Raw genomic sequence first — 26,616 nt, forward strand, 5'->3', positions numbered from 1 at the left:
TTTAGAAGTAATTAAACTTAAAATTTGATGCCATGATACGTAAAGCACCGATTTCAATGATAATGACAGAGCCTGTTATTACATTAAAAAAGAATGATAGCCTCGAAAAAGCAGAACACCTTTTTAAAAAGCACCATATTAGACATATTCCTGTTGTTACCGGCAATGTGGTTGTAGGAATGCTGAGCTATACAGACTTATTGCGTTTAAGTTTTTCTGATTTGGATGATAATTTAGATGGAGATACCGATGCGCTAGTTTATAATATGTTTACCATTAAACAAGTTATGAAGAGCAGCATTGTAACTGTACCATCATCAAAATCAATAAAAGAAGTCGCTGAAATTTTAGCTACTAAAGAGTTTCATGCTTTGCCAATTGTAGATAATAATAAACTTGTAGGTATTGTTACCACTACAGATCTTATAAAGTATTTACTTAAACAATTTTAGCTTTATTCAATATTTAAAAAATCAAATCATGATTTTCATCATAAAACTATTTATAGTTTTGAGTTAATTTTATTAAATGATTTAAAATTTATTAATTATGAAACAAAGAACGCCAGTATCAGATATAATGACCAAAAATATAATTGCATTAACAAGATCTGATAATTTAGAAAGAGCTGAAATGCTTTTTAATAGACATAAAATAAAACATATGCCAGTAGTTTCAGGAGAGTCTATAATTGGAATGCTTAGCTACACAGATTTAATGCGAATTAGTTTTGCAGAAACTAAGGAAGAATCAAATCGCTCTGTAGACTCTGTTGTTTACAATTTATTTACTATTGAGCAGGTAATGATTAAAGATGTTTTTACAATTACAAGTGAAACTACTATTAAAGAAGCCGCTCAAATTTTAGCTGATCGAGAATTTCATGCATTACCAGTAGTAGATGATGGAACTTTAGTTGGAATTGTAACTACAACAGATTTGCTATACTATTTTATAAAACAATTTTAAGAATTGGCAACAGCTTTTAAATCTTTAATGGTTTCAGGTTGGTTGCTGTTTTTAAAAACATAGCTACCAGCAACTAATATATCTGCGCCAGCATCAACCAATTTTTTTGCGTTTTTATTGGTAACACCACCATCAATTTCAATTTTTGTTGAAGCGCCTTTTCGAGTAATTAAGTCCTTAAGTTGTTTTGTTTTGAAGTATGTGTTTTCAATAAAGCTTTGTCCGCCAAAACCAGGATTAACACTCATAATCAATACGATGTCAATATCGTTAATAACATCTTCTAAAACATTAATATTAGTATGCGGGTTTAGTGCAACTCCAGCTTTCATGCCTTCTGCTTTAATAGCCTGAAGGGTTCTATGTAAGTGTGTGCATGCTTCATAGTGTACGGTTAAAATGTTGCTCCCTAAATCGGCAAAAGTTTTAATGTATCTATCGGGATCAACAATCATTAAATGAACATCTACAGTTTTTTTTGTGTACGCAGTAATTGCTTTAAGCACTGGCATACCATAAGAAATATTTGGAACAAAAACACCATCCATAATATCTATATGAAACCAATCTGCTTCACTTTCATTAACCATTTCTATGTCTCGTTGTAAGTTTGCAAAATCTGCAGCTAATAATGAAGGCGCTATTAGTTTAGAACTCATTTTTCGTGTTTTGTAAAGTTTCAACAAATATAGAAAAGTCTTTTTGAAGTCTATTCACAAAGTGATTTGTTTAAGTAAAAAAATAAACCCTCGGTAATCAGCCGAGGGTTCTTTCATCAATCAAAAAACGAACAGTTATGTGTAACTGTTTGCTACTGTTATTTAGTCGTAATAACTATTAAAAAATTACTATCCTAAATAGGTTTTTAATATTTTACTTCTAGACGTATGTTTTAATCTACGAATAGCTTTTTCTTTAATTTGACGTACACGTTCGCGAGTTAAATCGAATGTTTCACCAATTTCTTCTAAAGTCATTGGGTGTTGATTTCCTAAACCAAAGTATAAACGAATAACATCTGCTTCACGAGGTGTTAAAGTTTCTAACGCACGTTCAATTTCAGTACGTAAAGATTCGTGTAATAATTCACGATCTGGGTTAGGTGATTCACCACTATTTAATACATCATATAAGTTAGAATCTTCACCTTCAACTAAAGGCGCATCCATACTTACGTGACGTCCAGAGTTTTTCATAGACTCCTTAACATCGTTAATAGTCATATCCAACTCTTTTGCAATTTCTTCAGCAGAAGGTGGACGTTCATGACTTTGCTCTAAAAATGCAAATGTTTTATTAATTTTATTAATAGAACCAATTTTGTTTAATGGTAAACGTACAATACGAGATTGTTCAGCTAAAGCTTGAAGAATCGATTGACGAATCCACCATACAGCATAAGAAATAAATTTAAAACCACGAGTTTCATCAAAACGTTGAGCGGCTTTAATTAAACCTAAATTACCTTCATTAATTAAATCTGGTAATGTTAAACCTTGGTTTTGGTATTGCTTAGCTACCGATACTACGAAACGTAAATTAGCTTTCGTCAATTTTTCTAAAGCAAGTTGATCACCAGCTTTAATACGTTGTGCTAATTCTACTTCTTCGTCTGCGGTAATTAAGTCAACTTTTCCTATTTCTTGAAGATATTTGTCTAACGAAGCCGTTTCTCTATTGGTAACCTGCTTCGTAATTTTAAGTTGTCTCATTTAAAGTTCTCCTATATTTTAATTTGAATATTCGGGCATTCAATAGTTATACGTATGATGTTGCCAAAATGTTACAAAATAATTAATAATATTTTTCGCGATCTTATAATTAAGACACAAAACAATTAAAAAGTCACAACTATAACTATTTTTTTTTCAATAAAAGCTATCATCCTTAATTGTGTAAAGAAGCGGTTTAAAATAACTTTATATTTTAATTAATTGCTTATTAGTTAAATTAATAGCCTCAAGCATGTCTTGAGTGAATTTATAATGCCCGCGCGCTGTTATTAATCTAAAACGTGAAGAGTTTATATTGCTAAGTGTATTAAGAAAAAGCCATTTAGATTTTAAAAGTTTTGGTTTTTCAGATTTCAAACTGATATCAAAGTAGTATTTTCTACCTTCTTTTGTTGCTACAACATCTGGCGTAACCGAAATATCACTCCCTGCCTTAGCGTAAGATTTAGGTGTTTCGTAACCTTCAATATCGGCTTTAATATTTTTAAAACCATGGTTCTCTAAATAGGTTATTGAGTTTTCTAAAATGTTCGAATATTTTGCTTTGTCTTCGTAAATCATAGCATATAATATAATGAAAATAAGTGAAATAGCAAAATTTTAACAAGGTTTAATAAATTAGTATTAAAGAAATGACATTTTTTCATCAATTACAATGCGATCTTTTAATGAACTTAATTTGTTATGTAATCTTTTAAAAAAAACAGACCTATCTCTTTCACCTGTATTTGCTAGTAACTTAGAATTAGCCATTTGCTTTTGTAAAAAATCATAAATATGAGTGCAAGTATCCTGATGCTCTACTTTAAAATAGTTTAAAACAGTATAGGGAGAAAAAAATATTTTTTTATAAGGTGTAACTACCATTATAGTGTTGTTCAATGGATGCAAATCAGATTTGTATAATTGGTAGACTGCTTTATTTTGAGAACCAATATGGCTTTGTAATATTGTTTGTTCTTCAGTATGATTTATAACATCTTCAAAATCTTCGCAAATATTCAAGGCATGCTCTTTTGATAATAAACCAGCTTCATAATAATACAAAACTTGTTGAAAAGACCCCGACATGGTGTTTTCGCTCCATATTTCAGTAATATTTATATTCTTATAAACGTCACTTAGCGCATAGGCACTTTGCATCAATGTATCTGGAATTGAATTAATAAAATCTTCAAAATTGACCTTGCTTCGAGTTAAATCCAAATCAACGTCCTTAAGCCACACAAACATTTTAAAACGCGTTAAAAAAGTATCCTTTAAGGAATGAAAAATAGGGATATCCTTTGCTGCATAAATTAATGTAGCACTTTTTATTTTAGTTAATGGACTAAGATTAATCAAGGATTGTTTTAGCCATAATTCTAAATCTTTTTCATTATTTATTTTAGGAGACAACTCGGTCAAAATTGTATCCTGACTGCCAACCTCAAATAAATTATTTAATGAAATTTTATAATGTTTAGCAAGTTTTACGCTTTCTTCTAAAGATATGCTAGTTTTTAAGTTTATTCTTCTATAGGCTGCATCGTATCCAATGTCTAAAACACTAGCAACCTCTTCAACAAATGATGTGTTGTTTTGTGCTTTTGCTTTTAAATAACTAATAAACTGCTCTTGCATTTTTTGAAAAATTACAAGTATAGAATTGGTAGATTTTGTGAAAATTAATAAAAATAAATGAAATATTAGGACGATTTAGTAAATAGCTAATCAAAAATTACAATTATTTTTGAGTGTATTATTAAACTAATAATTATGAAAACTAATTCAGCCACATCGAATTCACTCCTTTATAGTTTATTAGATAATTATATTTATTACGTAGTTGTAAAAAAAAGCTATAAAAAATTATTAAAAAGAAACTCTAATAAAAATAGGTCAGTCTCTCAATCTCATTTGATTCGTACTTAGTTGTGGTAAAAAGATTTTTCACTAAAATAAATTCATATCCATAGCAAAAGTTATTAATTGAGCCGAATTTTGGCATTCAAACCTACATCTCAGGTTTTCTAAATGTTTTTCAACTGTTCGATTAGAAATGTGTAATTTTTTTGATATTTGCGACATAGTATGTCCTTGGGCAGTAAACTGAAGTATCTCAAGTTCTCTCGACCTAATGTGATTTGGATTCATAATATCTTTATCTAATAAATCAGAAATGGTATTTCTAAAATTAGGTTCATTCAGGCACCAACTTACAATTTTGGGAGGTTTTAAATGTGGTAAATACGTCATGGCTACCAAAATGGATTTAATAGTGCCATTATTGGTTGTCTCAAACATTTTTCCTTGAAGAAGTATGTGCATAAGAGTGCCATTTGTATGTTGCCCCGCATAATTTATATTAAGTACATGTATTTCTAGGTTTTCGGCATGTTCTTGTATATGTTTTATAATTTTCCCACTCAATTCACCACATATTTCTCTTTGTTCTGGAATGGCTGTATTAAATACATCGAGCATTGAAATTTCTTCGTTTACTAATCCAAAAATCTCAAAACCGTCTACATATTTAAGCTCAAAAGTGGTATAATCATAAATTGAAACTGCTTGATTGGGAAAAAGCATCAACTTTTTTTTAATGGATTTGGCATCCATAGTGTCTAAATTAGCTTTTCCTTCACTTAACTGATTTAGAAAATATTCTATTCCTGTTTGTTTTTTCATAAGTCCATCGCTAAAGTTATAAAAAATACGTGAATTTACGTATTACTTATGTCTAGAATTTTTTATTACTTTGTATTGATATTCATGTAGTTATGTAGTCCTATGAAAAGCAAAGTAGTTCTTAAATCGTTATACTAATTACAAGAAATTGTTTATTAAAGTTTTTTTCTCCCTTTTTATTTAGCATTGATTTCATTTAAATAATTGGAATCTGTTATCTCTTTGAGGTATGGATTTGTGAAAAAACACAATACCATTCTTTAAAATTTACTTTTGATTTTTCACAAAAGTCCATAAATAACAAATTATGAAGACTAATAAAATATTGGGAAAGCCATTTATGTATGCTCTGTTAGATTGGTATATTTATCATGTAGTTATACAAAAGCGACATAAACAGATTTATAAAAATAATAATTTTAGGGAAAATTATATAGTAACTCAATCTCATGTTTGTTAGGTATAAAGCTATGGTGAAATCATTTATTTCTAAATATAAAATAGTTTAATTATCTATTTGTCAGAGGATTGTGTTTATTTTAATTAATAATTATATGTTTTTTGACTAAATTGGTCTTTTTAAATAAATATCTCTTTTTCATAAAAAATAGCTTTGTTTGTTTCTCTATTCTAATTAGTAAATTATGGTAAAAATTATTAATTTTTTATTGATTGCTGGTGTTTTACAAGGTTTATGTTTTAATCTTATAACAGTATTTGTTAAAAAAAAATTTAATAAGGTTATCATTTTTTTAAATTTAACAGTATTATTTATTTCTTTAAGTAATCTTCAAGCTTGGTTAATTGACAATGGTTATTCTAGTAATTTGTTCCTAATTAAACATCTTGAAGTACCATGGTACTTATTAATTTTTCCTGTGTTTTATAGTTTTACTACTAATTTTTTAAGAGTTGAAAAACGCGTAAACGATTTTTTAAAACCATCATTAATTATTTTTATTTTTGAACTCATTTTTCGTCTATGCCTAATTTCTTATGTCTATTACAATGTGCCAAATAAAGAGGCTTCTTTAATAGAAAAATACACAAACATTGAAGAAATATGTAATTTATTCTATTGTCTTTTTTTGTTTTTTAATGCTAGTATTCTTGTTTTTAGAAAACATGAAATGCTCGATTATATTTTAGCATACGATGACTTAAAATGGATAAAATGGTTTATACGTTTAGGCACAATTGTTATTGGTTTTTGGGCTTTTGCAGTTACTATTGATACTTTATATGGAAATGATGATGCCTATATGTTTTTAAGACTTAGTTCATCCATGCTTTTGTATTGGATTGGTTATCAGGGTTTTTATAAATATAACGTTGTTCAGGATAGAATATTTTTAAGAAGCTCCATTGTAAATAATAATGTATTGATATCTTCTAGTACAAATACAAGCTTTGGTGATTTATCTAATGTAGATAAAATTTATAATGTTAAACATCAAAAGGAATTTGAAAACACTAAAGATTATATTATTAAAAACAAACTTTATCTAGATCCTTTATTAAGTATGGAGACTGTAACATCTCAGCTTAATATTAGTAAAAGCCACTTCTCAAAAATTATAAATGAATACGGTAATTGCAATTTTTCAGACTTTATTAACTCATTAAGAGTTGCACAAGCTAAAAAATTTCTTTCAAATAATGATTTTAGTGCTTACACTATTGTTGCTATTGGATTGGAATGCGGTTTTAATTCAAAATCTACCTTTTATTCTGCCTTTAAAAAATTTACTTCACAAACACCAACTACTTTTAGAGACCAATTCTAGTCTTTTTAGTCCGAAATTATCGTTGGACATCCTGATTTTTACAACTTAGAACTTCTCGGATATTAGTATTGAAATTGCCTAATACTTTTACGATTATAAAAATAATCTTAAAATAGTTAGTCATGATACCAGCATTAATTTTTTACCTAATTAAGAGATTTAAGAAAAACAATTTTCTGTATAATAGAATAGCAATAATTAAAAAACTTGTTCTAAGGTTAAAACTTATGTTATTCCTTTTAGTAGCAACTAATTTTTATGCTATAAATGATAGTCATAAAAGTAATGTGATTACATATAATGTTGTTAAAAATAATACTATAATAGGAACCATTAAAATTAATAAACAAACCTTTAAGGACTCAATTACCTATACTTTAGAAAGCAATATTGAAGCTCGATATATCTTGAAATTTAAAATTACTGGAGAAGAAAAATCTATTTATAAAGATGATATATTAATGTATTCATCGGTTTTTAGAACAGTAAATAATAAACTAAAAACCAATCACAGTATTAGTCTTAATAATGGACGATACAAACTGCAATCTTCTAAAGAAATAAGAATCCTTGATTTTGATTCTATTACTCATAATCTTATTACCATGTATTTTAAAGAGCCAATAGGTTTACAAAACATTTTTTGCGACAATTTAAGCCAAATGGTACCAGTGAAAGCAATAAGAGATGGAATTTATAGAGTTGAATTCTCTAAAGATAAGTATAACATTTTTCATTATGAAAACGGGGAATGTTTCAAAATTGAGGCCTTTAGCCCATTATTTGATGTAACATTAATTCCAGTATAATCATGAGTACTTCTGTCATAATATGGGTTTTAATATCTGTAAGTTTTACTACTTATTTTATTGTAAGTATGATATATAAAAAAATGGGAATTAATAATTTGCAAACAGCTTTAATGGTTAGTAATGGTTTACGTCTTCTAAATCTAAAACATATACTAGGTATTGTGCTTTTTGGGATTCTATTTTATATTATTATCCCAGAACTAAGATTTCTAGTAGATTCTGTTATTATTCCTAAACTACATATACTATTTATTTTCTTTGGAATCATTTTTTTATGTGTATTTCTTTCCAAGCATTCTGCTAATAAGTATCAACATGAAAATACTTTTAAAAGTCATTATAATTTCTCTAATGCGTGGGTATATTTTATAATACGTTTTGCCTTTTTATTGTGTTATGAGTTCTTTTTTAGAGGTGTTTTGCTTTTTAAATTTTTAGAATCCACAAGTCTTCCAATAGCTATTGTCTATGGAACATTATTATATGTACTAATTCACATATTCGATTCAAGAAAGGAAATTATTGGGGCTATTCCTTTTGGAGTTGTTCTATACCTCTTTACCTATTTAACAAATAGTATTTGGTATGCATTTTTTATTCACTTGTCATTATCAGCAGTTTACGAAATCTCAGTGTTTTATTGTCTAACCTTTAATAAATATGTGTCATGAAAGTATTAGTTACAGGAGCAACAGGTTATATCGGTCATGAATTAGCAATAACCTTAGCCAACCAAAATTATAAAGTTATAGCATTGGTTAGAGATATAAATTCTAATAAAATTCCAGTGCATGAAAATATAAAACCAGTAAAAGGGGATATATGTGATTACGAATCTTTAGAGAAAGCTATAAAAGAATGTGATTATGTGTTTCATACAGCAGCTTATACAAATCTTAGGTGTAAAAAGTTAGATAATTTTTATAACACTAATGTTTTAGGTACCGAAAATATTTTAAAAGCAGCGTTGCGTCATCATATTAAAAAAGTGATTTACACTAGTACTCTAGCTGTTTATGGACCTTCGTTTGGAAATATTCATATTACTGAAAATCAACCAAGATTAATTTCTTATTCAAATGATTATGAGCTAACCAAAGGTGTTTCAGAAGAGTTAGTTAGTCAGTATCATAATAAGGGTTTGTCTTGTTTAACTTTAAATGTAACACGAGTTTATGGGCCAGGACTTAAAACGTTTTCTAATGGTATAAATACTTTAATATCTAAAATAGTTAAGAATGATTTTCTTTTTGTTCCATCTAGGCTAGAAGTAACAACAAACTATGTTTATATAAATGATGTTGTAAATGCGCATATACTTGCTATGAAAAGTTCTAAAACAAATGAAAAATATATTATTGGAGGAGAGAATATTAGTTATGACTTGCTTTTTAAAACTATTAAAAATTTAACTAAAAGCAATATTAGAATTGTAAAAATACATTACGGGTTTTTAAAAGCGTGTTTTTCATGTGTGAACATAATTAAAAATATGAGTGGTGCTTCATCGGGAATTAGTGCTAAAATAATTGACTCACTGTTTTGTAATAGACTATCTACTTCAAGCAAAGCAATAACTGATTTAGGTTATAAAATTACAACCATAGATAAAGGTTTATTCCAAACAATAAATTATTTAAAAGAATAAAAAATGAAAGCATATACTTTAATCACTGGAGCAAGTCAAGGGTTTGGTAAAGCCCTTGCTATTGAGTATGCGAAAAAAATGATGAATTTAGTTTTGGTATCACTACCAAATTCTGGTTTGCCAACATTGAGTGATTTTTTAAAAACGAACTTTAAAATTGATGTTTTATACTTTGAAATAGATCTTAGTTCTAAGGAAAACTGTATGAATTTGTATCAAGAAGTTAAAAACGAAAACATATCAATTAAATATTTAATTAATAACGCAGGAATGCTTAGTAAAGGCTTATTTGAAGATATGAATGAAGACTATTTTCTAACTCAAATAAATGTTAACGTAGCAACTCCAACTTTATTAACTAAGCTTTTTATAAATGATTTTAAATTAAATGCACCATCGGGGATTTTAAATGTGAGTAGTATGGCTAGTTTTTTTCATTTGCCTAAAAAACAGGTTTATGGGGGCACAAAGGCTTATTTATTATCATTTTCAAAAAGTTTAAGAAAAGAACTGAAACCATATAATATCTCAGTTTCCATTGTTTGTCCTGGAGGTATGAATACAACAACGGGTTTGTGTTTACAAAATAGAGGATTAAGTTGGATTTCAAAACAGTCTATTATGAATCCGGAAGATGTTGCAAAAATCACCATAAAAAAGTTTAATAAAGGAAAGGAAGTCATTATTCCCGGAAGTGTGAATAAAACCTTTATGTTTTTGGATTCTCTTCTGCCAGCTAAAATTAAAAATAGACTTACCAAAAATGCTATTTAAATAACTTATTTGATAAAATATGTTCAAAAAACATCTTTAAAACACTTTTGAATCATTAAAATCAAGCAAAACATGAAACACATTATATTAATAATACTTTTTTTTGTTTTAAATATAAAATCATGGGCTCAATACGATTCTATTCAAAAAATAAATGAATATAGTAAAGCTATTGATGAAGTTTTAGAAGGGGTTTCATATAGAGGTGGAATAGGACTTTTTATACCTGCTTCAAAACAGTATTTTAAAATAGCTCCTTTTTTTGAATTTAATATGAATATTTCAGTAAGTGGCGTGAATTCTGTTGAGTTGGCTATTCAATTTGGAGGTTGGGATCGCGAAAATAACTTCAACTATTTTAGAAGATTAGATATCTTAAAAGCTACTTCAAGAATTTTTTTAAATGGTCTTGTAAAGTTTAAAAAAGATATTGTTTTTTTTGAGAAATCTTTTATGAGTATTGGAGCAGGAGCAGGTATATCATCTATTTATATAAATACTGATGATATTTTATTACTAACCAAAGAAGAAGAGAAACCATATAATGAAATGGTATCTTTTCTACTATCACCCGAATTGGAATATCTGTTTAATATAACTGATAGAACCCAACTTTCAATAAGTTTTAGTCTACAATATGTTACTTATAAATTAAAATATGCTTTGCATAATAACATTGGGAAATGTTATTATATGCCCAAAATTACATACTGCTTTTAATTATTATTAATTTTTAATAAAGTAATTATGAAAACACTAAAAAAACAATGTAAATCTATTGCATTAGTATGCGCTTTATTAATACTTTTTCAAAGTTGTAAAACCTATCATTCAGAATCTATAACTTTGGAATAAGCTTCCAAAGAATTTAAACGAACAAAAATTCAAACTAGAAATAATGAAATTTTAAAATTTAGAAGTATTAAAGCTGGTGACACTCATTATTATGGAGTAAAACAAGTGAAAGGTGAAATTGTAAATATTTCATTAAATGAAAATTTCATCAAATCGGTAAAATTAGAGGATGAAACTTTATCAACTATTTTAACAATAGAATTACGGTGGTTGTTATTGGGGCTGGTTTTGCAATAATAGCATATTCTTTAAGTGATTGGGAATATTGAGGATCTAGTTTTAATTATTAAGATAACACTTAACTTGTCAATCTAAAAAAACAAACCCCATTTAAATTGCTTAAATGGGGCTTAAATATATAAAGTAAGATTGAAAATTGATTTTTTTTTTGGATGCTATGAGATTATAATAGATAGAAAATAAAGCTCTATTTTTTTTCAGGTAGACCTCTAGTTAACCAACCACGACGGTTAGCTGTAGCTATAGCATAAGGTGTAATCCAAAATAAACCAAAAGTGTATAAAACACTATAAGTGTAAGCCCAAATAGACTCTTTTATCTTATAACGGTGCGAATAAAAAGCAACCGAAAATGTAGAAGTAACTAAAATACTTAATAGGGTAGACCCTAAGAATAATAAAGGATGAACTAAAACAAAAAATAGCATAAATAATACAAAAGGGTAACTCATTATTATTTTAGCAGATTGACTTATAAAAAGCAAACGACTACCAAGTTTGTTTCCATTTCTAAAATTGGTAAAAACGTATTTAGACATTGCTATATTTTCTCTAACATTACTTCGTCCCCATCTAATAAACATTTTATAAAGTCCAGTATATTTATCTGGCACATTGGTATAGGCAACCGCATTTCTTTGAAAAAGAACATGTTTACCTTGTTTTAATATCATGTTAGTCATAGCACGATCTTCACCAATGTCTGATGGTTGCCCCATAAATGTTTGATTTATCCATTCTGGTAAACAATTAAAAACTGCTGAACTACGATAAGCAGCCAAAGCACCAGGAGTACATAATACAGAATTTAAAGCACTTTCTGCAGAGCGAACAAACTCAAAACTCATTACAAAGCTTACATCAAGCATTTTAGGAAGCATTTCATTTTTGTTGTTTAAAACTCTAATGTTTCCAGCAACTGCACCACATTCTTTGTTTCTAATAAAAGGACTCACTAAGTTTCTGAGTGTATTTTCTTTAACTATGGAGTCACTATCTACGGTAATAAATATTTCTCCAGTACCAAGATTAAATCCACGATATAGTGCATGGCGTTTTCCTTTGTTTTCTGGTTGTTTGTATATTTCTAAATACTCACCAAGTTTTTCTTTCGCATCAAGCATCCAATGCCATGTATCATCCAAGCTACCATCATCAATAGCTAATAATTGTATTTTGTTTTTTGGGTAGTTGCTATCAGCTAAACTCATTAAGGTATCCCAAACCTGTTTACCCTCATTATATGCAGGAACGATTACTGTACAAGTTGGTAATTCTTTATCTGTTACAGATTCAACAGCCTTATATTTAAAGTATTTGCAGGCCATATAAATAAAGAAAAGTGCTTTATAAGCAAAAATAATTCCTGCCGTAAATATAAAAATAACACCTATAGTTGAGCTTTTATTATTTGTATTAAATTGTTCAAAATCATTATGAAATGTTGCAAAAAAGTAAAGACCAATAGTTATTAATATAAATGTGCTTATTAGAGTAATTTTATTATGAGGGTTTTTGCTAATGAAGAATTTTTTGGTGCTATTATTTTTGGTTGATTTTAATTTTTTTGTTAAGATCATCAGAATTGTAATTGATTTAGGTATTGCTTTTACTACTTGTACGTCACTAGCTTAGCTTTAGACTTTTGTTATATTTTTTTTAACATAACAGTATAGGGATAGATTTCTATATTTAATTTTTATTTGAAAATAAAAGTATAAAAAAACCCAAATAGAATTAATTCTATTTGGGTTGTATATTGAGTTTAAAAAGAAATTAATCTTCCTTCTTATCTTCTCTTGGTTTACGATCATCACGACGGTTATCACGCCCGCGATTATCTCTACTACCTCTGTTATCACGTCCACCACTTCTAGAATCCTCTCTTGGTGGTCTTGCTACATAACCTTCTGGTTTTGGTAAGATTGCTTTACGAGATACTTTTTCTTTACGAGTTCTTGGGTCTACACCAAAGTACTTCACATCAAAAACATCACCCATATTCACAACGTCAGAAACATTTTCTGTACGTTCCCAAGCTAATTCACTTACGTGTAATAAAACTTCATTTCCTGGCGCATCCATATACTCTACAACAGCACCAAAATCAAGCATTTTAATTACTTTAACTTCGTAAACGCTACCAACAGTTGGTTTGAATAATAATGAATCTATTTTAGCTTGTACAGCATCAATACCTTCATTACCTACACCTAAAATTTCAACAATACCTTCTTCAGTTATTGGGTCTTCATTAATAACAATTGTAGTTCCAGTTTCTTTTTGTAATTCTTGAATTACTTTTCCACCAGGCCCAATTAATGCACCAATAAATTCGTTAGGAATACGTCTTGTAACCATTTTTGGAGCATGACCTTTAACGTCTGCATTAGGTTTTGCTATCGTATCTGTTAGTTTACCTAAAATATGTATACGACCATCACGAGCTTGTTTTAGTGCATTTACTAAAATCTCATATGATAATCCTTTTACTTTAATATCCATTTGGCAAGCCGTAATTCCATCAGCAGTACCTGTTACTTTAAAGTCCATATCTCCTAAGTGATCTTCATCACCTAAAATATCAGATAAAACAGCATATTTTCCAGAAACTGAATCAGAAATTAATCCCATTGCTATACCAGAAACAGGTTTCTTTAATTGAACACCAGCATCCATAAGCGCCATTGTACCAGAACAAACTGTTGCCATAGAAGAAGAACCATTAGATTCTAAAACTTCAGATACAACACGAACTGTATAAGGACAATCTTCAGGAACCATACCTTTTAAAGCACGTTGTGCTAAGTTACCGTGTCCAACTTCTCTACGAGATGTTCCACGAATTGGTCTAGCTTCTCCTGTTGAAAAAGGAGGGAAGTTATAATGTAAATAGAAACGCTCTTCACCTTCAAAAGATGGCATGTCTATTTGGTTTGCTTCTCTACTTGTACCTAAAGTAACTGTAGCTAATGCTTGAGTTTCTCCACGTGTAAAGATTGCAGAACCGTGTGTTGATGGTAAGTAATCAACCTCACACCAAATTGGTCTAATCTCATCAGTCTTACGACCATCTAAACGTAAACCTTCGTTTAAAGTTAAATCACGAATAGCAGTTTTTTCTGCTTTATAGTAATATTTAGAGATTAAATCTCCAAGATCTTCTTGTTCTTCTTCAGAAAAAGTAGCTTTAATTTCTTCTTTTATTTCAGAAAACGCAGCACTTCTTTCATGCTTAGCAGATCCAGCTTTTGCGATAGCATAAACTTTATCATATGCCATATCATGAATTTTCTTCGCTAAATCTTCATCTTCTCTTTCTGGCTCATATTCACGAACTTCTTTTTTTCCAAATGCTTCTGCTAATTTTACTTGAGCAGCACATTGAACTTTTATAGCTTCATGAGCAAACTTGATAGCGTCTGCCATTTCTTCTTCAGAAATCTCATCCATTTCACCTTCTACCATCATTACTGAATCAGCAGAAGCACCAATCATCATATCTAAATCAGATTCTAATAGTTGAGCTCTTGTAGGGTTGATAATAAACTCACCATTAATACGACCAACTCTAGCTTCAGAGATTGGACACTCAAAAGGAAAATCTGATAATTGAATAGCAGCTGAAGCAGCTAATCCTGCCATAGCATCTGGCATAACGTCTTCATCATGAGACATTAATTGAATCATTACTTGAGTTTCAGAATGGTAATCTTTAGGGAATAATGGGCGTAATACACGATCCACTAAACGCATAGTTAATACTTCACCATCACTTGGTCTTGCTTCTCTTTTAAAGAAACCTCCAGGATAACGACCTGATGCTGCAAATTTTTCTCTATAATCAACTGTAAGAGGTAAAAAGTCTACAGGACTTTGTTTGTAATTGGAAACTACTGTACATAATAACATACATTTTCCAGATTGCACTACAACACTACCATGAGCTTGTTTTGCTAATTTTCCGGTTTCAATAGAAATTTCTCTACCGTCACCAAGGTCAATGACCTCTCTAAAAACTTTTGGAATCATAAATTTTTTAATTCTAATTAAACAATGGTCGTTGTGTTGTTGCGTGTAGTTGTTGTTGTGATGACCAATGAAAAACTAATAATTAGCTTCTTCTATTTTTGTGTCATTGCGAAGCAAATTTTTAATTTGCTGTGGCAATCTGTCTCTTTTTGTAAAGATTACCACATTGCTACGCTTCTCGTAATGACGTTGTAGCTTGTTATATTTAAAACAAAAAAGAGGCTATAAAAGCCTCTTTTTTTTATTTTCTTAATCCTAATTCTTTTACTATGGCACGATATCTTAAGACATCTTTCTTAGTTAAGTAATCTAGTAAGCTTCTTCTTTTACCTACTAATTTCACTAAAGAACGCTCAGTATTAAAATCTTTGCGATTTTGTTTTAAGTGTTCTGTTAAATAATTAATTCTATAAGTGAATAATGCAATTTGTCCTTCTGCAGAACCTGTGTCTTTTGAATTTTTACCGTGTTTTGTAAAAATTTCTTCTTTTTCTTTTTGATCTAAATACATGCTAATATTATTGTAAATGATTTTTATGTACACGAAAGCCTTTCTTTCGAGCGGCAAAGATAGTAAATTTTAATGATTTGCAAGAAATTCTATTAAAAAGAAAAAGCGACTAATTAGTCGCTTTTTAAGTTATGCTCTTAAAGGTTGATTTAGAATTAAATCTAAATACTGATTTATATTATTTTTTAGGTCTTTTCTTAAAGTAATAAAATCTAAGAAACCATGTTCTAATAAAAACTCTGAGGTTTGAAACCCTTCAGGGAGTTCTTTTCCTGTTGTATCTCTTACAATACGTGGGCCAGCAAAACCTATTAAAGCTCCAGGTTCACTAATATTAATATCTCCTAACATAGCAAATGATGCTGTTGTACCACCAGTTGTTGGGTCTGTACATAACGAAATATAAGGAATACTAGCATCGGCTAATTGCGCTAATTTTACAGATGTTTTTGCTAGTTGCATTAGTGATAATGCAGCTTCCATCATACGTGCGCCACCAGATTTTGAGATAACCATTAAAGGAATGTTGTTTTTTAAAGAATAATCTGCTGCTCTAGCAATTTTTTCTCCTACAACACTTCCCATAGAGCCTCCAATAAATGCAAAATCCATGCAAGCTACTACTAAGTCTTTACCTTTAGATTTTCCAACAGCTGTACGAACGGCATCTTTTAAATTAGTTTTATTCTGTGCAGCTTTTAAGCGGTCTGGGTATTTTTTTGTGTCGATAAATTTTAAAGGATCTTTAGATTCTATATCTATGTCTAATTCTTTAAATTTATTATCATCAAAAAGAATTTCGAAGTATTCTTTACTACCAATACGAACATGATAACCATCTTCTGGACTTACATAAAAATTCTTTTCTAACTCTTCGGTATCTACTATTTTACCAGTTGGAGATTTGTACCACAGCCCTTTGGGTGTGTCTTTTTTCTCTTCGGTAGTTGTTGTTATTCCTTTTGTTTTTCTTTTAAACCAAGACATATGATTTATTATTTTTTTAGATTATATAATCTTCTGTATCTTAAATTGCGTTAGGGATTGCAACGGCATCCTTTTTTGCCTGAGCAAAAAAGATATAGTGGAAAGCCCGACCACAAAATTAAACCTTTTTTTAATTTTGTGGTAACGCCATAATACTTTTATTATATAGCCTTAATTTTGTAGTTCGTTAAAAAATTGATTTATAGTGTGTTAAATGAAAAAAGATTCTGTAATTACAGAATCTTTTTTCTTGTTTAAGTAAAATAATACTTTTTATAAAGTATTTACATTGTTTAAATCTTCGAATGCCTTTTTTAAACGAGCTATAAAAGTTTTTTCACCTTCACGTAACCAAACTCTTGGGTCGTAATATTTTTTGTTAGGAGAATCGTCTCCATCAGGACTTCCAATTTGTGCTTTTAGGTATTCAACTTTATTACCCATATAATCACGAATACCACTCATGAAAGCATATTGTAAATCGGTATCTATATTCATTTTTATAACACCGTAGCTAATACCTTCTCTAATTTCTTCAACTGTAGAACCAGAACCACCATGGAATACAAAATCGATATGATTATCTTCTACACCATATTTTTTAGAAATATATTCTTGAGAATTCTTTAAAATTTTTGGTGTTAATTTTACATTACCTGGTTTGTAAACTCCGTGTACATTACCAAATGCAGCTGCAATTGTAAATTGTGAACTTACTTTGCTTAATTCTTCATAAGCATAGGCAACTTCTTCTGGTTGTGTGTATAGTTTAGAATCATCTACATCGCTATTATCAACACCATCTTCTTCACCACCTGTAATACCTAATTCTATTTCTAAAGTCATACCCATTTTGCTCATTCGCTCTAAATAGGTTTTGCAGATTGCTATGTTTTCTTCAATTGGCTCTTCTGAAAGGTCAATCATATGAGAACTGAAAAGAGATTTTCCTGTTTCTGCAAAATGTTTTTCACTAGCATCTAATAAACCATCTATCCAAGGTAATAGCTTTTTTGCACAATGATCTGTATGTAAAATAACTGGAACACCATAAGCTTCAGCTAAAGTATGTACGTGTTTTGCACCTGCAACTGCACCTGCAATAGCTGCTTTCTGTCCGTCATTACTTAAACCTTTACCAGCATTAAATTGTGCACCACCGTTAGAAAATTGAATGATAACTGGAGCGTTTAAATCTTTTGCAGTTTCTAAAACGCCATTTATAGTATCTGAACCAATAACATTTACAGCAGGTAAGGCATAATTATTAGCTTTTGCATGATTGAAAATAGCTTGTACTTCTTTACCTGTTGCTACTCCTGGTTTTATATTGTGTCCCATGTTTTTAATTAAATTTTGATTTGTAATTAGTATGTATCAAAAGTAATGATTTTTTAGATAAGTAACTGCTGTTTTGTGCTTTGAAAAGCCTAAAAACAAACTAAAACGTTATAGTTTTGTAACAGTTTTGATTATGTTTTTTTAAGTAACAATAATTTTAATCAAAATTAAGATGTTTACAGCAGTTAAATTTCTTTAATTAGAATGGGTAATTTATACCAATATTGTAAACAGCGTTTGCAAAATTATAGTCGTTAAACCATCTATTTTGATCACGGTATGATGGATCGTAGGTTTTAAAACCAATATCAAATCTAAATACAAAAAAGCTAAAGTCGTAGCGTAAACCTACACCAGATCCAATAGCAATATCTTCAAGAGAACTAAAATTATTAAAAGTAGCTCTTTCATCGTCAACATTATCAAATACATTCCAAATGTTACCAGCATCTACAAATAGTGCGCCGTTTAGTTTACCAAAAATATTAAAACGCTGTTCTGCACTAAAGGTGAATTTTAAGTTAGCTTCATTAAATTCATTGGTGGTTTCAGAACTTCCCGGTCCTAAACTATAGGCTGTCCAAGCACGATTATCATTAGGTCCGCCTGCAAAAAAACTTTTAGAAAACGGAATGTTATCAGAATTACCATATGGAATTGCAATACCTAAAAAACTTCTTATAGCAAGTATGTTTTTATTTCCTAAATCCCAATGTTTTGTATAATCTAATTCTGTTTTTACAAATTGCGAATAAGCAACATTAAAAATTTCATATCGATTATCATCATTCTTTTTTAAGCCTAAAAGTTTAGATGCAGTTGATAGTACATTTCCAGCTAGTTCTAATTTGGCTCGGAATATTGAGAAATCCTCATCAAATAGATTAGTGCGTTCATCATTTATAAAATTGAAACTTGAGGATAAAATTAAGTTGTTTTCAGTTAAACGTTGTTTTCGCTCATCAACACCCGAAACTGTTTTGTATTCAGTTGGATTACTTGCTTCAAAATTATTATCATTTAAAACTAAATTTATAAATTCATCTGCTTTATCTCTAATCAAAATTTCATTGTCATTTTTATCTAATGTTATAAATTCTGAAGGAGTGTTATATGATTGAAGCGCTATATTCTCTAAACTATTAAAAGAATTCGTGTAAATGCCAAAGTAATTATCAACATTAAGGTTTCTAACATATTGAATGTTGAATAGGTCTAGTTTATTTGATACTTTTTTACTTGGATACCAGTTGTAGCTAAAAATACCGCTAAAGGTTTGTTTGTCTAAACCAATGTTTGTTTGACTAGTTGTTGATAAACTAATTCTAGTGCTTGGTGACATATATTTGGGTAGTATACCTTCTGTGTAAAATGGAGAAAATAACCTAGGAATGGTTAATTTAAAATCTACGCCATATTCATTAATATCAAAAAACGGGTCGTTTACATCTTTATTACCATCTTTTGAAGCTCCAATAGAACCAATAGCAGATATTTCTAAAGTTTCAGCACCTCTAAAAATATTTCTAATAAGCAAGCTAGGGTTTAATGAAAAGCCAACGGTTTGAATGTTACTTTGAGACACATCTGCACTAAAACCTAAACTGAATTTTTTTAATGGTGTTAATCTAATGGTATCTGTAAGAGTATTATCAGGATTTTCAATATACTCTATGTTTGGATACTTAAAAGTGCGTAATTCGTTTAAATGCCTGTAAGTTCTAGTTCTATCAATATCTTTAAAAATCTCACCAGGGTTGATAAATATAGCGTCTGTTAATGCTTTTGGTCTATACCGCATTTTGTTATAGCTGTATATCTTGTATCCATTATATGATATAGAATCTTGAAATGGTTTCCCTCTATTTTCAAAAGTATAATCTGTTATAACATGAACATCTCTTATTTTATAAATTTCAAAAGGTTCGCGTCTTGTAGAATCTTGAGTTCTTATGGCTCTGTCTAGAATATTTATATCAACATTAACTTTTTTATTAGTACCAATGGTGTCAATTTCAAAATTGATATAATCTGGTTTGAAATGATAAACACCAGAGTTACGTAACTCACTAGAAATTCTATCGCGTTCTTGATCAAAATTGATAGTTCTATATTGGTCATATCGTTTTATTAACGATTCTTTTTTAATGTTTTTATAAAGCGTATCAACAATTGGAGATTTTATGTTATTATTTATGGAATCAATTATGAAGGCGTTCCCAGTTTCAATCTTATATTCAACTTGTGCGCGCTTATTGTCGTTTTTTTTAATCTCATATTTTGTATTCGCATCAAACCAACCATTATTTATATAATAATCTTGAAAACGTTTTACAGATCTTTTAGTTCTTTCTTCATTAACAATTACAGGCGCTTCTCCTGTTTTTTTTATCCAAGCGTTAAAATCTTTTCTTGATTGAATATACTTTTCTAACTGCTTTTTAGATAAAAACTGTTCTAAGTTTTCTCTTTTATTGGGTCTTTTATTTAAGTTTCTCTCAATTATAGAATCAATATTAGGACGTGCTGTATTGTAAATATGTAAGCGCAGAGGAACATTTAAAAGCGGAATTTTACTATTTGGCTGTTGGTATATAAGATTATTTATAGTTTCGGTATTATCTTTTTCACCATTGACCAAAACGGTATTTTTAGTAAGTAAGTGTTCGTCTTCGGCAACTCGTTTTACTGTATCACAGGACGTAAAACATATAATAAAGCCTATTAGAATTAGTATTTTAAAGAGTTGTTTTTTCAAGAGAAAATAATTGTTTCTAAGTTTTGGTTTTAAATGTTTATTTGAAATTAATTTGAATATTCTAACTACCTTTTGTAGGTTCAAAAATACATTATTTCAACTGAAAATAATATTTAAATAATTCATCAATAGCTAATCTTACTAATATTTTCTTTTCTTTATAAAAAATTAATAAAGTAGGATGCTTTCTAAAAGTCAAATAAAATTAATAACGAGTTTAAAGCAAAAAAAATATAGACAACAACACGGTTTTTTTGTTGTTGAAGGGATTAAAACAATAAACGAATTGTTACAATCAAATCTTGTGCTTTATGCGTTATATACGATTGAATCTTTCAATATTAATGCCAAAGAAGAGGTTTTAATTTCTGAAGCCGATTTAAAACGAATTAGTTTTTTAACAACACCAAATAAAGCGCTTGCGATATTTAAAATACCAGAAAGTAAAAGTATTGATGCAGAGGACTTCATAGTTGCTCTTGATGCCGTTAGAGACCCTGGTAATTTAGGAACTATTATTAGGCTTTGTGATTGGTTTGGCGTTAAAAATTTGGTTTGTAGTAAAGAAACTGTAGATTGTTTTAACCCAAAAGTAATACAAGCAACTATGGGCTCAATTACCAGAGTTAATATTAGTTATGTTGATTTAGTTGGTTTTTTAACAGAAAGTAAGTTGCCAATTTATGGTGCTTTTATGGATGGCGAAAACATATACACTAAAAAAGATATTCAAGCGGGTATTTTGGTTATGGGTAATGAGGCTAATGGTGTTTCAAAAGAAGTAGAAGCTTTAATTAAAGAAAAAGTGTCTATTCCAAGGTTTGGAGAATTAAAAGCCACTGAAAGTTTAAATGTTGCAACTGCAACAGCTATTTTATTAAGTGAATTTAAAAGAAGGTAATGTTTACTGAAAAGTAAAATTAATAAAAAGGCCTCTACTTTTCATACTAGCAATATTACTTGTCCAAGGACTATTTGGGTCTTTATCTCTTACTAGCTCATCGTTAATGCCAAAAAGGCCGCGAATAGAAGGTGTGAATTTAAAGTTATGCAAGTAAAAATCAATACCAAAACCAAGTTCGTAAAAAAGTGAGTTTTTTGTTGTTCTAAATTGCCCATTACTATTATCTTCTGGGTTGTTTTCGTTACTTGAAAGATTTAAGGCCGTAGAAAAACCACCAACAACAAAAGGTTTGAAATTATTAATCCGCTTGGTCGAAATTTTTATTAATAAAGGAATGTGAATATAAGTAGATTTAACTTCTCTTATTAAATCTGAGCTTTTCACATCGGCAACACCATTAAAATAGGTTTGACTGTAATGTAATTCCCTTGTTGTAATAAGTAAACCAGGTTCTAATCGTAAATCAATAAAACTATTTATTCGCAAGTTCCCAATTAAACCTACATTAAAACCGGGGCTTCGTTTTACATAAATATCACGTAAATCATCATTGTAGTCAAAGTTAAAATCGTAATTGCTTATTCCTAAAAAGTAACCCCACCGCAGTAATTTGTTATCTGTTGAGCCTCTACCTTGATTAGCATCTAAGGTCACTTTTTCTTTTTTGAAAAGTTGAGCACTAGATGTTTGAATGATGAAAAAAAATGATATTAATGCAAAAAAATGCTTCATATTATTACTTAGATGATTTATAAATTGTTGCCACACCAAATGTTTGTGGAAAATCTTCAACATTAATAAACCCAATTTTACGTAAAATATTGTTTAGTGCCTCTCCATAAGGAAAAACTGATGCCGATTCACATAAATATTTATAGGCACTTCTATCCTTTGAAAACATTTTGCCAATTAGAGGTAAAATGTTTTTTGTATAGAAATTGTAACCTTGTTTATAAGGTGTTTTATCGGGCATTGATGTTTCTAAAATAACAAATGTGCCATTTGGTTTTAATACTCTGTAAATTTCTTTTAGACCATTTTCTAGAGTTTCAAAATTACGTACACCAAAGGCCACTGTTATCGCATCAAAAGAATTATCATCAAAAGGCATGTTTTCACTATCACCTAAAATCATGTCTATTTTAGATTCTAATGCTTTCTTTTTAATTTTTACTTTACCAATTTCCAGCATACCACTACTAATGTCTAAGCCAACAATTTTAGTAGCATTAGTTTCGGCTAGGTTAATAGCCAAATCACCCGTTCCGGTGGCAATATCTAAAATAGTATCAGGATTGCTTTCTTTAACTATATTAACAACTTTTTTTCGCCATTTAATATCAATTCCAAAAGAAATTACGCGGTTTAAACCATCATAATCTCCAGAAATAGTATCAAACATTTTGGTAACTTGTTCCTTTTTACCTAAATCGCTGTTTTTGTAGGGTTTTACTTTTAACAAATCTGTAATTTTTTTGCCAAAGATAAACTTTTAAAAAAGCATTACATAATAGGTGTATAAATAATTATATCTAATCAATTTAATGCTGCAAAATGTATTTATAGTATATTTGCTCTACTTTTTATGATTATTAAATAATGAAGATTATTATTGCTGGTGCTGGTGAAGTTGGATTTCATTTAGCAAAATTATTGTCTTACGAGTCTCAAGAGATTACATTAATAGACATAGATAAAGATAGTTTAGCTTACGCTGATACACATTTAGATATAAAAGTTATTAGAGGTGATGCTACTTCAATTCGTATTTTAAAAGATGCTAGAGTTGAGAATTCCGATTTGTTTATAGCAGTTACTGCAAGCGAAACCACAAATATTACTGCTTGTGTTTTGGCTAAACAATTAGGTTCTGAAAAAACGATTGCAAGAATTACAAATACAGAATTTATTCATCACAAAGATGAGGTGGGATTCACCAAATTTGGTATTGATGAGTTAATTTCTCCTGAGTCTTTAGCTGCATCTGAGATAGAACTGTCCTTAAAACAAACATCCTTTAACGATACTTATGAGTTTGAAGAAGGCGCACTTACTATGGTTGGATTAACCTTGTCTAGATCTGCGTCATTTGTTGGGAAAACAGTTAAAGAAGCAGCTAAAATTTTCCCAGAAATACATTTTGTTCCTATTGCGATTCAGCGTTTTGGTACGCAGTATACTATTATTCCAAGAGGAGATACCGAGTTTAAAAGAGGCGATAATGTTGTATTTATTACATCTGAGGGTGGAGGAGAAGAACTTTGTAGTCTAACAGGTAAATCTAACAGAGAGGTAAAGCATGTAATGATTTTAGGCGGAAGTCAAATTGGTTATAAAGCCGCAAGAGATTTATCTGAAAAAGGATTTAATGTTAAGCTTTTAGAAGAAAATAAAGAACGTGCTTTTGATATAGCTGATGATTTGCCAAATGTATTAGTTATACACAGTGATGGAAGAAATGTCGATTTATTAGATGAAGAAAACATTGGCGATATGGATGCTTTTATCGCTGTTGGAGGAAATTCTGAAACCAATATCATGTCTTGTTTAGTAGCTAAATCTAAAGGCGTTAAAAAAACAGTTGCTTTAGTTGAGAATATGGATTATTTTGAATTATCACATTCTGTAGGTATCGAAACTCTTATTAATAAAAAGCTACTAGCGGCAAACAATATATTTAGATACATAAGAAAAGGTGAAGTTGTAGCAATGACTAAGCTAAGTAATATGAATGCCGAATTATTAGAGTTTCAAGTTAAGCCAACTTCAGCTATTTGTAATAAGTATATTAAAGATATCGATTTTCCAAGATCTGCCATTATTGGAGGTGTTATTAGAAATGGTTTAGGCGTTATCGCTTTAGGCGATTTTAAAATTAGAGAAGGCGATAGAGTTGTAGTTTGCAGCTTATTGCAATCTATAAAAGGTGTTGAAAAATTATTCCGCTAGAATGAAATTAAACTACAAAATCATTTTTCATTTTTTAGGATTACTATTATTATTTAATGGTGGTTTTATGCTCTTATCCGCATTAATCAGCTTAATTTATAAAGACGGTGTTACGCTCCAAATATTTATAGCAGGAATTACAACTTTAGTAGCTGGTTTACTTGCTATGGTTTTTACTAGAAGCCATAATAAAGAAATGAATAAGCGTGAAGGTTATATTGTTGTTGCTTTTGGGTGGATTATAATGTCACTTTCTGGAGCATTACCTTATGTTTTAACTGAAAGTATACCAAGTTTCACAAATGCTTTTTTTGAAACCATGTCTGGTTATACGACAACAGGAGCCTCTATTCTAAATGATATTGAAGCAGTACCAAAAGGTGTTTTGTTTTGGCGAAGTTTAACCCATTGGATTGGTGGTATGGGAATTATTGTTTTAGCTATAGCCATTTTACCATTACTGGGAATAGGAGGTATGCAGCTTTTTGCAGCCGAAGCTCCTGGACCAAGTGCAGATAAGCTACATCCTAGAATTACAGATACGGCTAAACGTTTATGGTTAATTTATTTTGGATATACTGCTGCTGAAACTATTTTATTACAAGTTGCAGGCATGTCTTTTTTTGATGCTATTAATCATTCTATGGCTACATTGTCAACAGGTGGGTTTTCAACAAAAAATGCTAGTGTAGCTTATTGGAATGGAAAACCAATTATTCAATATATTATTATCCTATTCATGTTTTTGGCAGGAACAAATTTTGTGTTAAGTTATTTTGCTTTTAAAGGAAAGGTCCAAAAAGTAATACAAGATGAAGAGTTTAAATTATATTTTAAGTTTATAATTATTTTTACAGTAATCGCTGCTTTAATTATTTATTTTAGAGCAGATATGTCGGAGTCTTCTATAGCGCACCCCATGGTTTGGGGTAAAGCAGAAAGTGCTTTTAGGCATTCATTATTTCAAGTTTTAACTGTTATTACAACTACAGGTTTTGTTACAGCAGACTATACTTTGTGGACACCTTTTTTAGTGGTATTCTTTTTCGGACTTATGTTTTTAGGAGGTTCTGCAGGTAGTACTTCGGGAGGTGTTAAAGTAGTTCGCCATTTAATCCTAATTAAAAATGGGTTTATGGAGTTTAAACGCACCTTACATCCCAATGCTATTTTACCAGTACGCTATAATAAAAGAGCTATTTCTGGCGATATTGTATTTAATATTTTGGGCTTCTTTATTCTCTATATGCTGTCTTTTATTATTGGTGCTTTAGTGTTTTCTATGTTTCAAATAGATTTTAAATCTTCTATTGGGTTAGCAGCATCAACTTTAGGGAATGTTGGTCCAGCCTTGGGTGAATTTGGACCTGTAAATAATTATGCAGCATTACCACCTTTGGCACAATGGTGGGCATCTTTTTTAATGCTAATTGGTCGTTTAGAATTGTTTACAGTATTAATTTTACTCACACCTTTTTTCTGGCGAAACAGATAAATTTATTTAAATTTCTAGTTTTTTTAATTTCCAATTTTCTTAATAAAATCAAATCTTTTCAAGATTTTTATGTTGATTTTTAATGAGTTATAGAAATATTTGATGTAACAATTTTATTATTTAAACGTCTTTCTTATATAACCAATTAAAAT

24 protein-coding genes are annotated in these 26,616 nt (G+C 29.6%); 11 read left to right on the forward strand and 13 right to left on the reverse strand.

The window, feature by feature from the left end; all coding sequences use genetic code 11:
• The first annotated feature begins 32 nt into the window (after positions 1-32).
• Positions 33-452 (forward strand): CBS domain-containing protein, encoded by a 420-nt coding sequence (locus BT151_RS13615; RefSeq protein WP_072402886.1) that lies wholly within the window; start codon positions 33-35, stop codon positions 450-452.
• 97 nt (positions 453-549) lie between these two features.
• Entirely contained in the window at positions 550-969 is a 420-nt protein-coding gene (locus BT151_RS13620; RefSeq protein WP_072402887.1) for a CBS domain-containing protein, read from the forward strand.
• Here BT151_RS13620 and rpe read toward each other — a convergent pair.
• The 5 genes from rpe to BT151_RS13645 all read right to left on the reverse strand — a co-directional run bounded on the left by rpe (position 966) and on the right by BT151_RS13645 (position 5,372).
• Positions 966-1,628, reverse strand: a complete 663-nt coding sequence (rpe, locus tag BT151_RS13625; protein WP_072402888.1) for a ribulose-phosphate 3-epimerase — start codon at positions 1,626-1,628, stop codon at positions 966-968. The genes BT151_RS13620 and rpe overlap by 4 nt on opposite strands.
• Before the next feature lie 189 nt (positions 1,629-1,817).
• Positions 1,818-2,681, reverse strand: coding sequence for a sigma-70 family RNA polymerase sigma factor (locus tag BT151_RS13630; protein ID WP_072402889.1), 864 nt, complete (start codon positions 2,679-2,681; stop codon positions 1,818-1,820).
• Between the two features lie 207 nt (positions 2,682-2,888).
• Positions 2,889-3,263, reverse strand: a complete 375-nt coding sequence (locus BT151_RS13635; RefSeq protein WP_072402890.1) for a hypothetical protein — start codon at positions 3,261-3,263, stop codon at positions 2,889-2,891.
• A gap of 63 nt (positions 3,264-3,326) precedes the next feature.
• Positions 3,327-4,325, reverse strand: a complete 999-nt coding sequence (locus BT151_RS13640) for a hypothetical protein (protein WP_072402891.1) — start codon at positions 4,323-4,325, stop codon at positions 3,327-3,329.
• A gap of 312 nt (positions 4,326-4,637) precedes the next feature.
• Entirely contained in the window at positions 4,638-5,372 is a 735-nt protein-coding gene (locus BT151_RS13645) for a response regulator transcription factor (RefSeq protein WP_072402892.1), read from the reverse strand.
• Between the two features lie 644 nt (positions 5,373-6,016).
• Between BT151_RS13645 and BT151_RS13650 the strand changes: the two genes are divergently transcribed.
• The 6 genes from BT151_RS13650 (at position 6,017) to BT151_RS13675 (ending at position 11,113) form a co-directional block, all read left to right on the forward strand.
• Positions 6,017-7,159 (forward strand): helix-turn-helix domain-containing protein, encoded by a 1,143-nt coding sequence (locus tag BT151_RS13650; protein ID WP_072402893.1) that lies wholly within the window; start codon positions 6,017-6,019, stop codon positions 7,157-7,159.
• Between the two features lie 227 nt (positions 7,160-7,386).
• Positions 7,387-7,968, forward strand: a complete 582-nt coding sequence (locus tag BT151_RS13655; protein ID WP_143144315.1) for a DUF6134 family protein — start codon at positions 7,387-7,389, stop codon at positions 7,966-7,968.
• Positions 7,969-7,970: 2 nt separating this feature from the next.
• Positions 7,971-8,642 carry a CPBP family intramembrane glutamic endopeptidase gene (locus BT151_RS13660; RefSeq protein WP_072402895.1) on the forward strand — a complete coding sequence of 224 codons (672 nt, stop codon included), beginning with the start codon at positions 7,971-7,973 and terminating at the stop codon, positions 8,640-8,642.
• Positions 8,639-9,619, forward strand: coding sequence for an SDR family NAD(P)-dependent oxidoreductase (locus BT151_RS13665; protein ID WP_072402896.1), 981 nt, complete (start codon positions 8,639-8,641; stop codon positions 9,617-9,619). Before BT151_RS13660 ends, BT151_RS13665 begins: the two co-directional genes overlap by 4 nt.
• Before the next feature lie 3 nt (positions 9,620-9,622).
• Positions 9,623-10,393, forward strand: a complete 771-nt coding sequence (locus tag BT151_RS13670) for an SDR family NAD(P)-dependent oxidoreductase (protein WP_072402897.1) — start codon at positions 9,623-9,625, stop codon at positions 10,391-10,393.
• A gap of 72 nt (positions 10,394-10,465) precedes the next feature.
• Positions 10,466-11,113, forward strand: coding sequence for a hypothetical protein (locus tag BT151_RS13675; protein ID WP_072402898.1), 648 nt, complete (start codon positions 10,466-10,468; stop codon positions 11,111-11,113).
• 562 nt (positions 11,114-11,675) lie between these two features.
• Here BT151_RS13675 and BT151_RS13680 read toward each other — a convergent pair.
• From BT151_RS13680 to tamL, 6 genes are all read right to left on the reverse strand, one after another.
• Positions 11,676-13,067, reverse strand: coding sequence for a glycosyltransferase family 2 protein (locus tag BT151_RS13680; protein WP_072402899.1), 1,392 nt, complete (start codon positions 13,065-13,067; stop codon positions 11,676-11,678).
• A 196-nt stretch (positions 13,068-13,263) separates the two neighbouring features.
• Complete coding sequence (locus tag BT151_RS13685) at positions 13,264-15,519, reverse strand: polyribonucleotide nucleotidyltransferase (protein ID WP_072402900.1); 2,256 nt, start codon at positions 15,517-15,519, stop codon at positions 13,264-13,266.
• 241 nt (positions 15,520-15,760) lie between these two features.
• The gene (gene rpsO / locus BT151_RS13690) at positions 15,761-16,030 is read right to left on the reverse strand and encodes a 30S ribosomal protein S15 (protein WP_072402901.1); all 270 of its coding nucleotides are present in this window, start codon (positions 16,028-16,030) and stop codon (positions 15,761-15,763) included.
• 129 nt (positions 16,031-16,159) lie between these two features.
• Positions 16,160-17,017: an acetyl-CoA carboxylase, carboxyltransferase subunit beta gene (gene accD / locus BT151_RS13695; RefSeq protein ID WP_072402902.1), complete on the reverse strand. Its 858-nt coding sequence runs from the start codon at positions 17,015-17,017 to the stop codon at positions 16,160-16,162.
• A 273-nt stretch (positions 17,018-17,290) separates the two neighbouring features.
• Positions 17,291-18,358: a class II fructose-bisphosphate aldolase gene (gene fbaA, locus BT151_RS13700; RefSeq protein WP_072402903.1), complete on the reverse strand. Its 1,068-nt coding sequence runs from the start codon at positions 18,356-18,358 to the stop codon at positions 17,291-17,293.
• Between the two features lie 199 nt (positions 18,359-18,557).
• Positions 18,558-21,116: a translocation and assembly module lipoprotein TamL gene (gene tamL / locus BT151_RS13705; RefSeq protein ID WP_072403175.1), complete on the reverse strand. Its 2,559-nt coding sequence runs from the start codon at positions 21,114-21,116 to the stop codon at positions 18,558-18,560.
• Between the two features lie 181 nt (positions 21,117-21,297).
• Between tamL and BT151_RS13710 the strand changes: the two genes are divergently transcribed.
• Positions 21,298-22,017, forward strand: coding sequence for a TrmH family RNA methyltransferase (locus BT151_RS13710; RefSeq protein ID WP_072402904.1), 720 nt, complete (start codon positions 21,298-21,300; stop codon positions 22,015-22,017).
• 3 nt (positions 22,018-22,020) lie between these two features.
• On the opposite strand, the gene porT is transcribed toward BT151_RS13710, so the two are convergent.
• Together porT and ubiE are read right to left on the reverse strand one after the other, a co-directional pair.
• Positions 22,021-22,752: a type IX secretion/gliding motility protein PorT/SprT gene (gene porT / locus BT151_RS13715; protein WP_072402905.1), complete on the reverse strand. Its 732-nt coding sequence runs from the start codon at positions 22,750-22,752 to the stop codon at positions 22,021-22,023.
• Positions 22,753-22,756: 4 nt separating this feature from the next.
• Entirely contained in the window at positions 22,757-23,482 is a 726-nt protein-coding gene (ubiE, locus tag BT151_RS13720; protein ID WP_072402906.1) for a bifunctional demethylmenaquinone methyltransferase/2-methoxy-6-polyprenyl-1,4-benzoquinol methylase UbiE, read from the reverse strand.
• Between the two features lie 137 nt (positions 23,483-23,619).
• Here ubiE and trkA point away from each other — a divergent pair, with 137 nt between their 5' ends.
• Both trkA and BT151_RS13730 read left to right on the forward strand, forming a co-directional pair.
• Positions 23,620-24,969: a Trk system potassium transporter TrkA gene (gene trkA / locus BT151_RS13725; protein ID WP_072402907.1), complete on the forward strand. Its 1,350-nt coding sequence runs from the start codon at positions 23,620-23,622 to the stop codon at positions 24,967-24,969.
• Position 24,970: 1 nt separating this feature from the next.
• Positions 24,971-26,464, forward strand: a complete 1,494-nt coding sequence (locus tag BT151_RS13730) for a TrkH family potassium uptake protein (RefSeq protein ID WP_072402908.1) — start codon at positions 24,971-24,973, stop codon at positions 26,462-26,464.
• The last annotated feature ends 152 nt before the right edge of the window (positions 26,465-26,616 follow it).

It is taken from the genome of Flaviramulus basaltis, assembly GCF_900114265.1.
GTDB lineage: Bacteria > Bacteroidota > Bacteroidia > Flavobacteriales > Flavobacteriaceae > Flaviramulus > Flaviramulus basaltis.

Bases quoted from the DNA above. Each gene is read 5' to 3' on its own strand.
- BT151_RS13680 (WP_072402899.1), bottom strand. From the start codon at position 13,067: ATGATCTTAACAAAAAAATTAAAATCAACCAAAAATAATAGCACCAAA.
- rpsO (WP_072402901.1), bottom strand. From the start codon at position 16,030: ATGTATTTAGATCAAAAAGAAAAAGAAGAAATTTTTACAAAACACGGT.
- BT151_RS13685 (WP_072402900.1), bottom strand. From the start codon at position 15,519: ATGATTCCAAAAGTTTTTAGAGAGGTCATTGACCTTGGTGACGGTAGA.
- BT151_RS13635 (WP_072402890.1), bottom strand. From the start codon at position 3,263: ATGATTTACGAAGACAAAGCAAAATATTCGAACATTTTAGAAAACTCA.
- accD (WP_072402902.1), bottom strand. From the start codon at position 17,017: ATGTCTTGGTTTAAAAGAAAAACAAAAGGAATAACAACAACTACCGAA.
- rpe (WP_072402888.1), bottom strand. From the start codon at position 1,628: ATGAGTTCTAAACTAATAGCGCCTTCATTATTAGCTGCAGATTTTGCA.
- BT151_RS13645 (WP_072402892.1), bottom strand. From the start codon at position 5,372: ATGAAAAAACAAACAGGAATAGAATATTTTCTAAATCAGTTAAGTGAA.
- BT151_RS13665 (WP_072402896.1), top strand. From the start codon at position 8,639: ATGAAAGTATTAGTTACAGGAGCAACAGGTTATATCGGTCATGAATTA.
- BT151_RS13660 (WP_072402895.1), top strand. From the start codon at position 7,971: ATGAGTACTTCTGTCATAATATGGGTTTTAATATCTGTAAGTTTTACT.
- BT151_RS13620 (WP_072402887.1), top strand. From the start codon at position 550: ATGAAACAAAGAACGCCAGTATCAGATATAATGACCAAAAATATAATT.
- BT151_RS13675 (WP_072402898.1), top strand. From the start codon at position 10,466: ATGAAACACATTATATTAATAATACTTTTTTTTGTTTTAAATATAAAA.
- BT151_RS13710 (WP_072402904.1), top strand. From the start codon at position 21,298: ATGCTTTCTAAAAGTCAAATAAAATTAATAACGAGTTTAAAGCAAAAA.
- porT (WP_072402905.1), bottom strand. From the start codon at position 22,752: ATGAAGCATTTTTTTGCATTAATATCATTTTTTTTCATCATTCAAACA.
- BT151_RS13630 (WP_072402889.1), bottom strand. From the start codon at position 2,681: ATGAGACAACTTAAAATTACGAAGCAGGTTACCAATAGAGAAACGGCT.
- BT151_RS13730 (WP_072402908.1), top strand. From the start codon at position 24,971: ATGAAATTAAACTACAAAATCATTTTTCATTTTTTAGGATTACTATTA.
- BT151_RS13650 (WP_072402893.1), top strand. From the start codon at position 6,017: ATGGTAAAAATTATTAATTTTTTATTGATTGCTGGTGTTTTACAAGGT.
- BT151_RS13640 (WP_072402891.1), bottom strand. From the start codon at position 4,325: ATGCAAGAGCAGTTTATTAGTTATTTAAAAGCAAAAGCACAAAACAAC.
- trkA (WP_072402907.1), top strand. From the start codon at position 23,620: ATGAAGATTATTATTGCTGGTGCTGGTGAAGTTGGATTTCATTTAGCA.
- BT151_RS13670 (WP_072402897.1), top strand. From the start codon at position 9,623: ATGAAAGCATATACTTTAATCACTGGAGCAAGTCAAGGGTTTGGTAAA.
- BT151_RS13615 (WP_072402886.1), top strand. From the start codon at position 33: ATGATACGTAAAGCACCGATTTCAATGATAATGACAGAGCCTGTTATT.
- BT151_RS13655 (WP_143144315.1), top strand. From the start codon at position 7,387: ATGTTATTCCTTTTAGTAGCAACTAATTTTTATGCTATAAATGATAGT.
- fbaA (WP_072402903.1), bottom strand. From the start codon at position 18,358: ATGGGACACAATATAAAACCAGGAGTAGCAACAGGTAAAGAAGTACAA.